Annotated in this window: 13 protein-coding genes; 9 read left to right on the plus strand and 4 right to left on the minus strand. The window is 63.6% G+C overall.

Annotated features, from left to right (window positions below):
- Positions 1-7: 7 nt before the first annotated feature.
- A complete protein-coding gene (locus FAZ97_RS26425; protein WP_158761457.1) occupies positions 8-700 on the plus strand; it encodes a cupredoxin domain-containing protein in 693 nt (230 codons plus the stop codon).
- Between the two features lie 24 nt (positions 701-724).
- On the opposite strand, the gene FAZ97_RS26430 is transcribed toward FAZ97_RS26425, so the two are convergent.
- From FAZ97_RS26430 to FAZ97_RS26440, 3 genes are all read right to left on the minus strand, one after another.
- Positions 725-1,417, minus strand: a complete 693-nt coding sequence (locus FAZ97_RS26430; protein WP_158761458.1) for an endonuclease/exonuclease/phosphatase family protein — start codon at positions 1,415-1,417, stop codon at positions 725-727.
- A 25-nt stretch (positions 1,418-1,442) separates the two neighbouring features.
- On the minus strand, positions 1,443-2,102 hold the full coding sequence (locus FAZ97_RS26435) for a hypothetical protein (protein ID WP_158761459.1): 660 nt from the start codon (positions 2,100-2,102) through the stop codon (positions 1,443-1,445).
- A gap of 457 nt (positions 2,103-2,559) precedes the next feature.
- The gene (locus FAZ97_RS26440; RefSeq protein WP_158761460.1) at positions 2,560-3,405 is read right to left on the minus strand and encodes a FadR/GntR family transcriptional regulator; all 846 of its coding nucleotides are present in this window, start codon (positions 3,403-3,405) and stop codon (positions 2,560-2,562) included.
- Positions 3,406-3,666: 261 nt separating this feature from the next.
- On the opposite strand from FAZ97_RS26440, the gene FAZ97_RS26445 reads away from it, so the two are divergent.
- The 8 genes from FAZ97_RS26445 to FAZ97_RS26480 all read left to right on the plus strand — a co-directional run bounded on the left by FAZ97_RS26445 (position 3,667) and on the right by FAZ97_RS26480 (position 12,680).
- Positions 3,667-4,878 (plus strand): ABC transporter substrate-binding protein, encoded by a 1,212-nt coding sequence (locus FAZ97_RS26445; protein WP_158761461.1) that lies wholly within the window; start codon positions 3,667-3,669, stop codon positions 4,876-4,878.
- A gap of 66 nt (positions 4,879-4,944) precedes the next feature.
- Positions 4,945-5,805, plus strand: a complete 861-nt coding sequence (locus tag FAZ97_RS26450) for a branched-chain amino acid ABC transporter permease (RefSeq protein ID WP_158761462.1) — start codon at positions 4,945-4,947, stop codon at positions 5,803-5,805.
- Positions 5,802-6,842 carry a branched-chain amino acid ABC transporter permease gene (locus FAZ97_RS26455; protein WP_158761463.1) on the plus strand — a complete coding sequence of 347 codons (1,041 nt, stop codon included), beginning with the start codon at positions 5,802-5,804 and terminating at the stop codon, positions 6,840-6,842. The genes FAZ97_RS26450 and FAZ97_RS26455 overlap by 4 nt, the downstream gene beginning before the upstream one ends.
- Positions 6,839-7,606 (plus strand): ABC transporter ATP-binding protein, encoded by a 768-nt coding sequence (locus FAZ97_RS26460; RefSeq protein WP_158761465.1) that lies wholly within the window; start codon positions 6,839-6,841, stop codon positions 7,604-7,606. The genes FAZ97_RS26455 and FAZ97_RS26460 overlap by 4 nt, the downstream gene beginning before the upstream one ends.
- Positions 7,603-8,304: an ABC transporter ATP-binding protein gene (locus FAZ97_RS26465; protein WP_158761467.1), complete on the plus strand. Its 702-nt coding sequence runs from the start codon at positions 7,603-7,605 to the stop codon at positions 8,302-8,304. Before FAZ97_RS26460 ends, FAZ97_RS26465 begins: the two co-directional genes overlap by 4 nt.
- 34 nt (positions 8,305-8,338) lie before the next feature.
- Positions 8,339-9,628, plus strand: coding sequence for a Zn-dependent hydrolase (locus FAZ97_RS26470; RefSeq protein WP_158761469.1), 1,290 nt, complete (start codon positions 8,339-8,341; stop codon positions 9,626-9,628).
- On the plus strand, positions 9,625-11,112 hold the full coding sequence (locus FAZ97_RS26475; protein ID WP_158761471.1) for a M81 family metallopeptidase: 1,488 nt from the start codon (positions 9,625-9,627) through the stop codon (positions 11,110-11,112). Before FAZ97_RS26470 ends, FAZ97_RS26475 begins: the two co-directional genes overlap by 4 nt.
- Positions 11,113-11,201: 89 nt before the next feature.
- Positions 11,202-12,680 (plus strand): M81 family metallopeptidase, encoded by a 1,479-nt coding sequence (locus tag FAZ97_RS26480; RefSeq protein ID WP_158761473.1) that lies wholly within the window; start codon positions 11,202-11,204, stop codon positions 12,678-12,680.
- Between the two features lie 18 nt (positions 12,681-12,698).
- On the opposite strand, the gene FAZ97_RS26485 is transcribed toward FAZ97_RS26480, so the two are convergent.
- Positions 12,699-12,914 carry a YXWGXW repeat-containing protein gene (locus FAZ97_RS26485; protein WP_158761475.1) on the minus strand — a complete coding sequence of 72 codons (216 nt, stop codon included), beginning with the start codon at positions 12,912-12,914 and terminating at the stop codon, positions 12,699-12,701.
- Positions 12,915-12,996 lie beyond the last annotated feature (82 nt).

Genomic DNA, 12,996 nt, shown 5'->3' on the forward strand with positions numbered 1-12,996 from the left:
GCAGAACATGAACAGTCTGGACAGCCGTTACTTGCGCGTTGGCGACACCTTCGCGCATCGCTTCACGACGCCTGGCGCGCATCGCTACGCGCTTGGCGCGCCCCGCGCATTGAGCGCACCGGGTCATCACGCGGAGTTCGCGATCTCGGTGGCGCAGGAGGCGGGCACCGCGCCGAGCACCCACTATGTCACGGTCGTGTTCGCCAACGGCGAATTTGCTGCCGAACCGGCGGAACTTGCAATCAAGCGTAACGACGTGGTGATGTGGTCCACGCAGTCGGCGTCGACCGCGGGCTTTTCCGTGCAGGGCGGCGAGGGGCACGCGCGCTTCGACAGTGCCTGCCTACCCGCGAACAGCATGTATTCGCACGCTTTCGGTAGTGTGGGTGTTTTCGAGTGGAGCAGCATCGCCGACCCCAAGCTGTGCGGCACGGTAACGGTGCAGCCTCATCCACCATGCCGTACTCACGCCGAGCAGGAGGCTTTCATGGGCAGCCTCGCGCAGCCCACGCTCGTGATGATCGATGGTCTGAAGGCGCATCCGAAGAGGGTGTCCATCACGCTTGGGCAAACGGTGTTCTTTGCAGTGCGCTCGGGCGGCGATGTGGCCATTGTCGATAGCGTGCTGCAAGGCGTGGACTGGGCCGCGCTCAACCCGCAACCGCTTCCGCCGAAGGAAGGCGGCGCGGTCGCGGAATGAATGCGCCATACGCCATACGCGCCGCTACGCAAATAAGGACTTGAAGGACTCCCAATAGGTCATATCGGCGGTGGAGTCGACCACCGTTGCACAAACGGGATTGTGGTCGCTAACGGGTACCGAAATGGCCCAATGGTGAATGATGGTCAGATTGTTGGACACGTACACGCGATCGAGATTGTGTCCGCTGACTTTGTGAGTTGGCGTGCCAGAGTAGGCAAAGTTGTATGCTGAAGAGTCGACAGACCGAATGGTCATTCTCGATCTTGAGCTCGAACCAAGTGCATGAACGGTGAACGTCTGGTCGTTAAAATCTCCGCCGATTATGCAGGTTGTTGCACCCGTTTCCCTGAGTGCGCCGATGAGCGCCTGCGCAATGCCGCCGTTACCGCGCTTTTCATGCCAGGTGCCATAAAGCATGTTGCCAATCGTGATATAGCCGAGGCCTCGATCGTATCCGAAGCTAAAACCAATGCTCGTGGCTTGCTGCGTCGAAACGATAGCGAGACTAACCCGATTGTTCCGGTAAGCATCGGTGTCTGCACCAGACCAGCCGTAAATGTACAGCCCGTCGCGCTGGGTCCCTGCGGGTTCGGAAGCCAGCGCGCCGGCCTCTTGCAGGCAAATCACGCTGCAGGACCGCGCCAGCTGCTTGACGATGTCCCATTTTGCGTTGTTGTAGCCCTGGCTGTTCCACGTCGCCACAGTTGTTCTCATAACGGCTCCCCCTGGCTTTGCGGCACTATTCGATGTTCTTGGTGTTGTACATGACACTCGAGTGCCACCCCGACACACTGAAGGAAAGGCTATAGAACCAGGGAGTCAGCCAGCTTGATGGCCGCCCCATGACGGAGGACAAGCCTCCCGCGGCCAATACATCGTCCACGTAAGTGTGGCAGTTGTAACTATCGGACGTGTAGCGGTTGGCCAAAAACTCGCTGTAGGTCAGCGTTTTTCCGCCTTGCGCGTTGATGCGCTGGAGCATTTGTATTGCGCTGGTTCTAGAGATGGGCTTCGTGAAATACCAGAGATTCATGCTTCCCGCATTGTAGGTTTCGTCCGTGCTCACACCTTCTGCACCGAGGGACCCGTCGCTGTAAATGCCGGTGGAAACATATCGCGGATGGACCGGCGCGGCTCGCCAGATCGCCAGGCCGGCGTGACCCGGATAATACTTTGGCGAGAACAGGCTCCCGCCAAACGGATTCCACGAGTACACCAGATCGAGCATCACTGTCGCGCGCCATCCGTCGGTCGCGGCGGTTTCGTTGAGCACGCCGCCGTCGACACGCGTTCCGTTTGTCACGAGGCGCATGACTTCCTGGTGCATGGTGGCCGAAGTGCTGTAGGGCTTGAGTTCCTGCGCACGGTAGCCGCTTTTTCCGAATCCGTATGCACTCACTTTCGTTCTCCGAAATTTGAAGAAATGGCCTGTGCGATGCTTTCTGGTTGAGCTATCCGGCGAGAGTATTGACGATGCGAAATAGATATCGGCTGCGCGGTCGCTGCAACCGGGAGTTCTGGTCAACCTGAGTGAGTCATTCCCCGCGTACGTCTCATAGCGTGTGCTTGCCGGGCAGGCGGTCTGATTGCCTCCCGCCAAATGAGTCTAGGATGAAAATCACGCGTGCGATATGGAAACGGTGCGTCAGCACGGCTTCAAATGTAGAACGCATAATAATCGTCGCAGCTTGCCGAGTTGCCTTCGTTTGCAATGCTTTGTGCGGGCGTCGGCGCACTGCATTCCGGGCTTGGCAGAAAGCGGCAATGGAAGCGGGCCAGCGGCGAGCCGGCCGCATGAAGATAGGCGTGAAAGCAGGGGGTAAGCGTATTCGCTGGCGCGGCGTCGTGGTGTTCCCTCACTCCTCCTTTTCGTCCGCTGCGCCAGTGCCCGCGATCATGCGCACGCGTTTGCGGATTTCCGAATCGAGAATCAGCCGCCCGCGCAGTTTGCCTTTCATTCGCTTGACATGCTTGGGCGCCTCCGTCATGTGCTGGACCATGAGCGCGCGCACACGTTCGACGTCGCGCTCGCGCGCGGCGTTCACGATCTCGCGGTGAATCTTGACGTTCGAAGCGCCAAAGCGGCGATGCTCCGCAATCGGCGTGTCGTTCCTGAACTCGATCAGCTGGCGGATCATTTCGTTGATCAACTCGCAGATAAAGCGCAGGAACGGGTTGGGATTCGCGGCCGCGAGGATGTCGTGAAACGTCATGTCCTCCTGACGCTGACGCACGAGGTGGCCGTGGTCGTGCGGCCCGCTCGCACCGTCGCAGCATTCGATGTTCGCTTCAAGCGCGGCAAAGTCCGCCTCGGTGAGATGCGGCACGGCGCCCGCAGCGAGTTCGGGCTCGAGTTGCTGGCGCACGGTATAGATGTCGTCGATCGAGACATCCTTGAAGAACAGATAGTTCTGCAGCAATTGCAGTGTGCGGTCGAGCGGCACTTCCACCACCATGCCGCCGCCGCTCGGCCCCGTGGACACCTTGATGAGCCCTTGCACTTCGAGCGACTTGAGCGCCTCGCGGATCGTGCTCTTGCTGACCGAATAGAGCTGCTGCAATTCGGCTTCGCGCGGTAGCCGGTCGCCCGGCTTCAAATCCTTTTCGGTAATGAGGCGCTTGATCTCCTCGGCGACGAGATCGGCGCGCTTGGGCTGCTTGATCTCGACGGCGACCCCCGATCTGACCCGGTTCGTGACCATCTTCGCGACTCCCTGCGTAATGTTGGTTTCGTTGTTTCGTTTGCCTCGCGCCGGCCGCGCCGCGGTTGATGGAGAGGCGCTGCGAGGCAGACGAGGTTTTTGACGGATTGACACTGCAATTAATTATACCTAGCATCGGGTTCATTCTATTTATCATGATAAATAGAAATCACCGTCTCGCAGGCCGCCTCGTATGCGCCGGTACGGTTTTGCAGTCTGCCGCGTCGTTCGTGTCTGTGTTTCCCCACAAGGAGCCTCAACTTGAATCGCCGAGAACTGTTGAAACTGGCCGCGCTGTCGGCCATGCCGGGCGCGCTGAGCGTCCTCTCGTCCTCACGGGCGTTCGCGCAGGGGGCGGCCGGCGTGCAGCTCGCGTGCCCCGTGCCGATGTCGGGGCCGTTCGCGGCCAACGGCAAGTACGCCGATCTCGGCATGCAGCTCGCGGTCAAGCAGTACGGCAAGGTGCTCGGCTTGCCGCTCGACTACACCACGCTCGACACCGAGGGCAAGCCCGCGACGGCCGTGCGCCGCGTGCAGGAGATCGAACAGCAAAAGGGCGTGCGCTTCTTTGCGGGCGGCGTGCTGTCTTCCGAAGCGCTCGCCATGGGCAAGGAAGTCGACAAGAGCGGCGGCGTCTTCATCACCACGGCCGGCGCCGACGAAATCACCGGCAAGGACTGCAACGCCGCCACGTTCCGCTGGTCGGTGCCGACCTTCGGCGCGATCGAGCAGACCGTGCGCCCGCTCATCCAGATGCAGCCGAAGGCCAAACGCTGGTACACGATCACGCCGCAATACGTGTTCGGCGAAGGCCTGCTCACGGCCGCGAAGAACGTGTTCAAGGAGAAGGGCATCGAGCACGTGGGCAACAGTTATCACTCGCTCACCGAGAAGGAATTCAGCGGCTATCTCACGAACGCGGTGGCCGCCAAGCCCGACGTGCTGCTCATTCTGAACTTCGGTTCGCAGTCCTCCGATACGCTGCGCCAGGCCGTGAGTTTCGGCATGAAGAACAACTGCACGATTCTCATGGCGTGGGCCTCGGGTCTCGAACAGTTCGAGGCGCTGGGTCCGGACCTGTGCGATGGCGTGTACTTCGGCGCGCAGTACTGGCACGGCATCGACACGCCGCTCAATCACGACCTCGTGCAGCGCACCCAGGCGGCCTTCAAGGCGAATCCCAACTACAGCCTCGCGGGCTCGTACATCTGCTCGAAGATCCTGCTCGACGGCATGGTGAAGGCGGGCAGCGCCGATCCGAAGAAAGTCGTTGCCGCTCTGGAAGGCATGAAGTATGCGGGTTTGACGGGACCTGAAGAGATCCGCAAGGGCGACCACCAGGTGCTCAAGAACTACTATCTGTTGAAGGGCAAGAAGAAGTCGGCGATGAAGAATGCCGACGACTACGTGGACATCGTCAGCTCGGGCCAGTCGTTCCTTCCGCTCGACAAGACGGAGTGCAAGATCGCCTGAGGTTGCATTGCGGGCCCAGGCGCCGCTTGTCGGTCGCTCGTTCGTCACTTCTATGCTACGCACGCCATGAATGTCTATCTGCTGCAGATCATCAATGGGATCGGCGTCGGGATGTTGTATTTCCTGCTGGCGGTCGGTCTCTCGATCGTCTTTGGCCTGTTGCGCTTCGTGAATTTCGCGCACGGTGCGTTCTACCTGCTTGGCGCCTATTGCTGCTATCAATTTCTGCAGTGGTCGGGCAGCTTCTGGCTCTCGCTCGTGATCGTGCCGATCGTGGTGGGCGCGCTTGCGTGGGTCGTGGAGAAACTCGTTTTGCGGCATATCTATGCGCAGCAGCACGAGTTCCATATTCTCGCCACCGTCGGGCTCGCACTCGTGATCCAGGAATGTGCGATTCTCGTGTGGGGACCGCTCGGCGACAACGTGGCCGTGCCCGATGCGCTGAACGGCGTCGTGATCTGGGGCAGCTTCGTATATCCGAAGTACCGTCTTTTCGTGATCGGCTTCACCGCCGTGCTCGCCGTGCTGCTCTGGTGGGTGCTCGAAGGCACGCGCCTCGGCAGCGCGGTGCGGGCGGGCAGTGAGTCGTCGGAGATGGTGTCGCTGCTCGGCATCAACGTCACGCGCGTATTCAGCCTCGTGTTCGCGCTCGGCGCGGCCACGGCGGCGCTCGCGGGCGTGCTGGCGGCGCCCATCCGCGGCGTCGATCCATTCATGGGGCTCGAAGCGTTGAGCGTGGCCTTCGTCGTCGTGGTGGTGGGCGGGATGGGCAACTTTCTCGGCGCGCTGGTGGGCGGCCTGCTGGTCGGGATTGTGCAGAGCCTCATGAGCACGCTCTGGCCACAGGGCGCGCAGCTCATGATTTATGTGGCGATGGCGGCCGTGCTGCTGCTGCGTCCGAACGGACTGCTCGGGAGGGCCGCATGATCGAGTCGACGAAACTCGCCGCTGGCGCGGGCACACGCGATGCGGCCGGGCCTGGCGGGCTGCTGCGACGCTATCGCTATGTTCTCCTTGCGATCGTCGTGGTGTGCGCATTGCCGCTTACCATCCGCTCGGGATCGCTCGCGACCGAAGTGCTCGTGTTCGCACTCGCGGCGCTCGGCTGCAATTTGCTGCTTGGCTTTACCGGGCTCCTTTCGTTCGGGCAGGGCATTTTCTTTGGACTCGGCAGCTATACCGCCGGTCTCCTGCTCACGCACGGCGTGCCTTCGGTGCTCGCGGCGCTGGTGGCTGCGGCTGTGCTGGGTGCGCTCGCGGCGGCGATGGTCGGCTGGTTTTCCATTCGCCAGCGCGGCACGTACTTCGTGATGCTCACACTCGCGTTCGGCCAGCTCTTCTACTTTCTCGCCTATTCGTTGCCGGATATCACCGGCGGCGACAACGGTCTGCTCGATATTCCGCGTCCGGCGCTTTCGGTCGGATCCCACGCGCTTGTCGCACTCGATTCTCCGTGGCAGTACTACGGCTTCGTCGCCGTGGTGTTCGTCGTCGTGTTCGCGTTGATGGTGCGCGTTTCGCACTCCGTGTTCGGCCGCACGTTGCTCGCGGTTCGCGACAACGAAGCGCGCGCAGGCGCGGCGGGCTATCACGTGAGCCGCTTCAAGCTGATGGCGTTCGTGATCTCCGGCGCGGTCACGGGTCTTGCCGGCGCGCTGCACGCCATGATGACCGGGATCGCGCCGCTCTCAAACATCGACTATCACACGAGCGAAATGATCCTGCTGATGACGGTGATAGGCGGGAGCGGCAACCTGTTCGCCTCGGTGATCGGCGCGGCGTTTTACGTGCTTTTTGCCGACTGGCTTTCCACCTTGTGGCCGCGCTGGCTGCTGCTGCTCGGCCTCGTGCTGATCGCCGTGAGCCTCTTCATGCAGCGCGGTCTGTGGGGTTTGGGTGAGCGCGTCGTGGCCGCGCTTCGTCGTACCGATGGCGCGGACGCGCACAGCAAGGAGCAGCCATGAGCGAAGCGATTCTGGAAGCGCGTGGCGTGGTGAAGCGCTACGGCAAATTCACGGCGCTTTCGGGCGTGGACCTGCGCATCGCGCCGCGCACGGTGCATTCGGTGATCGGGCCGAACGGCGCGGGCAAGACCACGCTCTTTCACGTGCTCACGGGCACGGTGCCGATCTCTTCGGGTTCCATCGTATTCGACGGCCACGACATCACGCGCGAGCCCGATCACAAACGCGTGCGCCGCGGTATTGCGCGATCGTTCCAGGTGACGAGCCTGTTCCAGAACCTGAGCGTACGCGAGAACCTGCGCGTGGCGGCACAGGGCGTTCAGGCGCGCCGCGCGCTCAACGCATGGACGCCGCCGCACGGCGCGCTCGCCCACACGGAAACGGTGGAGCGCGTGCTGGAGCGCCTCGCGCTGCAACGCCATGCGGATACGGCGGCGGGCGCGCTCTCGCATGGCCAGCAGCGGCGCCTCGAAGTGGGCATGGCGCTGGCCGCGCGGCCGCGCGCGATCTTCCTGGACGAGCCCACCTCGGGCATGGGCATCGACGATCTCGACGACATGAAGGCGCTGATCCGCGGCCTGCGCGACGACTATACGGTCGTGCTCATCGAGCACAACATGGGCATCGTCATGGATATTTCCGACACCATCACGGTGATGCAGCAGGGGCGAGTGCTCGTGGAGGGCAAGCCCGATGCGATACGCGGCGACGAGCGCGTGCGCAGCGCCTATCTCGGCAACATGATTACGGGAGGCCGCGCATGATGCTCGACGTACGGGATATCCACGCCTACTACGGCAAGAGTCATATTCTGCAAGGCGTGTCGCTGCAGGTGAACGAGGGCGAAACGGTCACGCTGCTCGGCCGCAACGGTGCGGGCAAGTCCACGACGCTCAAGGCGATTGCGGGCGTGGTGGCGCCGCGTCGCGGTGAGATCGCCTTCTCGGGCAAGACAATCAGCGGGCAGGCGGCGCATCGGATCGCAGCGGCGGGCCTGTGCTTCGTGCCAGAGCATCGCGGCATTTTCCGCCTGTTGAGCGTGGAGGAAAACCTGCGCCTCGGCGCGCGCAAGGATTCGCCGTGGCAACTCGAAGACATCTACCGGATCTTCCCGCGCCTGCAGGAGCGGCGCAAGAACGGCGGCGCGCAGCTCTCGGGCGGCGAGCAGCAGATGCTCGCGATCGGGCGCGCGCTCATGAATCATCCGCGTCTGCTAATGCTCGATGAACCCGTGGAAGGGCTCGCGCCCGTGATCGTCGAGGAAATCGTCGAACAGCTCAAGCAGATCAAGGCGGCTGGCGTGGCGATCGTGCTGGTCGAGCAGAACCTCGAAGTGTGCACGCAACTGGCCGACCGCCACTACATCATCGAGCAGGGCGTGATCGTCTACACGGGCGGCAACGCCGAATTCGCCGCCGATCATACGGTCAAGGACCGCTATCTGGGCGTGGGCGTGGTTTGAGCGTCGCGTCCCATTCAAGCAAGGAACCCTAACGATGCAAGTTCAGGAAACGACTCGCGAGCCGCTCGCCGGCCTGCGTACGAACGGCGCGCGCCTGTGGGCCAGCCTCATGCGGCTGGCCGAAATCGGTGCAACGGAAAAGGGCGGTGTGTGCCGCCTCGCACTCACGCCGCTCGACCGCGAAGGGCGCGATCTGTTCGTGGCGTGGGCGAAAGAGCTGGGCTGTACCGTGCGCGTGGATACCATCGGCAACGTCTTCGCGCGGCGCGCGGGTGAACGCGACGACTTGCCGCCTGTGATGACGGGCAGCCATATCGACACGCAGCCCACAGGCGGCAAGTTCGACGGCAACTACGGCGTGCTGGCGGGCCTCGAAGTGCTGCGCACGCTGGAAGAGGCGGGCGTACGCACGCTCGCGCCGCTCGAAGTAGCCGTGTGGACCAACGAGGAAGGCTCGCGCTTCGTGCCGGTGATGATGGGGTCCGGCGTATTCTCCGGTGCTTTCACACTCGAACATGCGCTCGCACAGCGCGATCGGGACGGTGTTTCGGTCTCCGAAGCGCTGGCGAAGATTGGCTATGCGGGCGCGGGACCCTTGGCGCCCCATCGCGTAGGCGCGTATTTCGAGGCGCATATCGAACAGGGGCCCGTGCTCGAAGCGCACGAAAAGACGATAGGCGTGGTGCAGGGCGCGCTCGGCCAACGCTGGTACGACGTGACGGTGCACGGCATGGAGGCGCATGCGGGGCCCACGCCGATGGATTCGCGTCGCGACGCGCTGCTCGTTGCGGCGGCCCTGATTCAAGAGGTGAACCGCATTGCGCTTGCGCACGCGCCGCATGGGCGCGGCACCGTCGGCTGGGTCGACGTGCATCCCAATTCGCGCAACGTGATTCCGGGGCGCGTGACGTTGACGGTGGACCTGCGCGCCGCCGATGAAGCTGCGCTATTGGCCATGGACGCGCAATTGCGCGCGGCGTGCAGCGAGTCTGCGCGTCGGGCAGGCGTGAAAGTCGACGTCGAGCAGGTCGTGTACTTCCCGCCACAGCCTTTCGATCCCGCGCTCGTGGAAGCCGTGCGAGCGGGCGCGCAAACGCTCGGCCTTTCCGCCATGGATGTGGTGAGCGGTGCGGGACACGACGCCGTGTATCTCGCGCGCGTGGCGCCCACGGCCATGATCTTCGTGCCCTGCAAGGACGGCGTCAGCCATAACGAAATCGAGGATGCGCGCCCCGAACATCTGGAGGCGGGCTGCAACGTGCTGCTGCATGCGATGCTGGCGGCGGCGGGTGTGGCCGGTGCGGGTAAGGAGGACGCTGCATGAAGATCCTGATTGCGCGGATGAATCACGAGACCAATACGTTTTCTCCGGTGGCCACGCCGATTGCGGCGTTTGGCGGCGATGGGCCCGCTTGGGGGGAAGCGGCGTATCGCGAGAACAAGGGCATGCGCACCGCAATGTCGGCGTTCATCGACGCGGCGGAGCGCGAAGGCGCGCAACTCGTCACGCCCGTTTCGGCTTCGGCGAATCCGAGCGGCCCGGTGGCCGCCGATGCCTACGATGCGATCTGCGACGCTATCGTGGCGGCAGCGCCCGGCTGCGACGCCGTGATGCTCGACCTGCACGGCGCGATGGTGGCGCAGCAGTCGGCGGACGGCGAAGGCGATCTGCTCGCCCGCGTGCGCGCCGCGCTGCCCGCAGCGCCGATTGCCGTCGCGCTCGATCTGCACGGCAACGTCACGCAGAAGATGATCGACAACGCGGACGTGATCGTGAGCTTCAAGACCTATCCGCATGTCGATATGTACGAGACCGGCGAACACGCGGCGCGCCTGCTGCTCGATCGCATGCATGGCCGCGCGCAGCCGGTGCTGGCGTGGCGGCAGCCGCCGCTGCTCACTTCGACGCTGCGCAGCGCGAGCGCCGAGGGCGCCATGCATCGTGCCGTCGAAGCGGCGCGCGAGGCCGAGGCGCAGGGCATGCTGGCCGTTTCGGTGCTCGCGGGCTTTTCGCTTGCCGACATTCCCGCGCCGTGCATCAGCGTAGTGGTGGTGGGCAACGGCGACGCGGCGGCCGCCGATGCCGTTGCGGAGCGCATCGCGCGGCAGATCTGGAACGAACGCGGCGAATTTGTTTATCGCAGCGCGCCGCTCGAAGCGTCGGTCGCTCAGGCGGCGCAACTGGCGCAAGACGCCGACAAACCCGTACTGCTGCTCGATCACGGCGACAACTGCATGTCGGGCGGCACCTGCGACACGATGGACCTGCTCGAAGCCGCCCTCGCGCAAGGGCTGACCGGCATGGTGAGCGGGCCGCTATGCGACCCGCAGGCCGTGGCGGCGCTCATCGATGCGGGCGTGGGCGCCAGGGTCACGCTAGGCGTTGGGAACAAGCTCGCGCGCGAAGGAACCGGACCGCGCGCGCCTTTCATGGCGACGGGCGTGGTGCGGGCGATCACCGACGGCGAATATGTGATCACCGGCCCGACCTACACGGGGCAGCGCGCCTACATGGGGCGCGCGGCGGTGCTCGATATCGGCGCCGCGACGCTCGTCGTGACCGAGCGCACCCACGAGCCGTGGGACCTCGGCGTATTCGAGAGCGTGGGTATCGACCCGCGCCGCGCGCGCTTTCTGCTGCTGAAGTCGCGCATGTATTGCCGTCCGGTGTTTGTGCCGATCGCGGCCGCGCTCGTGGAATGCGACAGCCGCGGCGTGACCGGTTCGGACTACGATCTGTTTCGGTACGAGCGACTGGCGCGCCCGGTGTATCCGCTGGACGCCGACAGGCAGTGGCATACGAATTGAAATTCGAATAAGCGGTGGCTATACGTCGGAGTTTTTATAACTAGCCAGGCAGTACGAAGAAACGTCCTCCACTTCGAAAGGAAACCTTCATGCGTTTGCTGCTCGCAATGTTCAAACACGAAACCAATACGTTCTCGCCGGTTCCCACGCCGTTCGAACGCTTCTTTCGCCGCACGGGCGGCGCCCTTTCGGGCGCCGAGGCGCTCGAAGCCTTCCGCGGCACGGGCGGCGCGCTGGGCGCCTATATCGACGTCGCCGACGAGCTCGGCGCGCAAATCGTGCTGCCAGTGGCCGCCGACGCCTTCCCGAGCGGCCCCGTCCATGACGACGCTTACCGCCGCATCACGCAACTGATACTCGACGAGGTGGCGAAGGGCGGCTACGACGGCATCCTGCTCGATCTGCACGGCGCGATGGTCACGCAATCGCTCGACGACGGCGAAGGCACGCTGCTGCACCGCCTGCGAGAGATCGACCCGCATACGCCGGTGGGCGTGACGCTCGACATGCACGCGAATCTATACGACGACATCGTGAAGCACGCGACGGTCGTGACCGGCTATCACACATATCCGCACGTCGACATGTACGAGGCCGGACTGCGCGCCGCGCGCATACTCGCGCGCACCATCGCCGGGGAGATCAAGCCGGTGATGGCGTGGGGCAACAAACCGATGCTGCCTCACGTGATGCGTCAGGGCACGCATGCCGAGCCGAACCGATCGCTGCAGGCGCGCTGCATGAGGTACGAGCAGGGCGAGGCGCTGGCGTCGTCGCTGTTCGTTGGCTTTCCGAACGCCGATATCGAGAACGCTGGCCTGAGTGTCGTGGTCTGCACCGATGGCGACAAGACGAAGGCGGCCACGCTGCGCGATTCGCTGCTCGACGAAGCGTGGCGCGAACGCGAGACGTTTCTCTATGCGAGCGAGCCACTGCCTGAATCGATTGCGCGCGCAAAGGCTTCGGCGGCGGCCGGCCCGCTCGTGTTGCTCGACCATTGTGTCAACACCGCGTCGGGCGGCACGATGGATACGACCGAGGTGCTGGCGGAGGTCCTGAAACAAGGCCTCGACAATGCGGTGTTCTATGCGATCTACGATCCCGAAGCGGTACAACAGGCGATCGCGGCGGGTATAGGCAACGAGGTCACGCTCTCGCTAGGCGGCAAGCTGCCGATGCCCGCGTTGCAGGAGACGAGCCGCCCCATCGAAGTGACGGGGCGCGTGAAGCTCGTGTTCGACGGTGTGTTCCGCAATCGCGGACCGATGTATCGCGGCTCGCTCAACAATACCGGTCCGACCGTGGTGCTCGATACCGGCAAGGTGGAGATCGTGGTGGTGTCGGCGCATCAGGAGCCGTTCGATTTGAACTGCCTGTCTTCGGTGGGCATCGACCCGACGCAAAAGCGCTATATCGTGCTGAAAAGCCGCGTGCACTGGCGCGCCGGTTTCGGCGACCTCGCGCGCGAGGTGATCGAATGCGCGGGCGTGGGCGTCACGACTTCGGATTACGGCAAGCTTGAATTCAGGAAGGTGCGGCGGCCGATTTATCCGCTGGATGCGATGTGACCGCCGCAGCATGCAGATTTAATACCCCTGCACCCAATGCCCCGGAATCCACACCCACTGGTTGCCTTCCCAGCGATAGTGGCCCTTGGCCCAGGCGTAGCCCTGGGCGGGGGCGGGCGGCGGTGTCTCCACGCGCGGCGCCGGTTCCGGCGGGCGGGCCGGTTCCACGATACACGCGGAAAGCAGGGTCGCGCACGCGACCAGGGTAACCGGGTGCGGCAGCTTTATCTTCATGACAGTTTTCCTCCACTGATTTAAATTATTTCGGTATCCGAACAGATTGCTGGTCCCCTGGTATGCCGTTTCTGCGTTTGTC

Origin of the sequence: Paraburkholderia acidiphila (assembly GCF_009789655.1) — a bacterium.
GTDB classification, from domain to species: Bacteria; Pseudomonadota; Gammaproteobacteria; order Burkholderiales; family Burkholderiaceae; genus Paraburkholderia; species Paraburkholderia acidiphila.

Bases quoted from the DNA above. Each gene is read 5' to 3' on its own strand.
- FAZ97_RS26425 (WP_158761457.1), top strand. From the start codon at position 8: ATGAACAGTCTGGACAGCCGTTACTTGCGCGTTGGCGACACCTTCGCG.
- FAZ97_RS26430 (WP_158761458.1), bottom strand. From the start codon at position 1,417: ATGAGAACAACTGTGGCGACGTGGAACAGCCAGGGCTACAACAACGCA.
- FAZ97_RS26440 (WP_158761460.1), bottom strand. From the start codon at position 3,405: ATGGTCACGAACCGGGTCAGATCGGGGGTCGCCGTCGAGATCAAGCAG.
- FAZ97_RS26450 (WP_158761462.1), top strand. From the start codon at position 4,945: ATGAATGTCTATCTGCTGCAGATCATCAATGGGATCGGCGTCGGGATG.
- FAZ97_RS26455 (WP_158761463.1), top strand. From the start codon at position 5,802: ATGATCGAGTCGACGAAACTCGCCGCTGGCGCGGGCACACGCGATGCG.
- FAZ97_RS26460 (WP_158761465.1), top strand. From the start codon at position 6,839: ATGAGCGAAGCGATTCTGGAAGCGCGTGGCGTGGTGAAGCGCTACGGC.
- FAZ97_RS26465 (WP_158761467.1), top strand. From the start codon at position 7,603: ATGATGCTCGACGTACGGGATATCCACGCCTACTACGGCAAGAGTCAT.
- FAZ97_RS26470 (WP_158761469.1), top strand. From the start codon at position 8,339: ATGCAAGTTCAGGAAACGACTCGCGAGCCGCTCGCCGGCCTGCGTACG.
- FAZ97_RS26475 (WP_158761471.1), top strand. From the start codon at position 9,625: ATGAAGATCCTGATTGCGCGGATGAATCACGAGACCAATACGTTTTCT.
- FAZ97_RS26480 (WP_158761473.1), top strand. From the start codon at position 11,202: ATGCGTTTGCTGCTCGCAATGTTCAAACACGAAACCAATACGTTCTCG.
- FAZ97_RS26485 (WP_158761475.1), bottom strand. From the start codon at position 12,914: ATGAAGATAAAGCTGCCGCACCCGGTTACCCTGGTCGCGTGCGCGACC.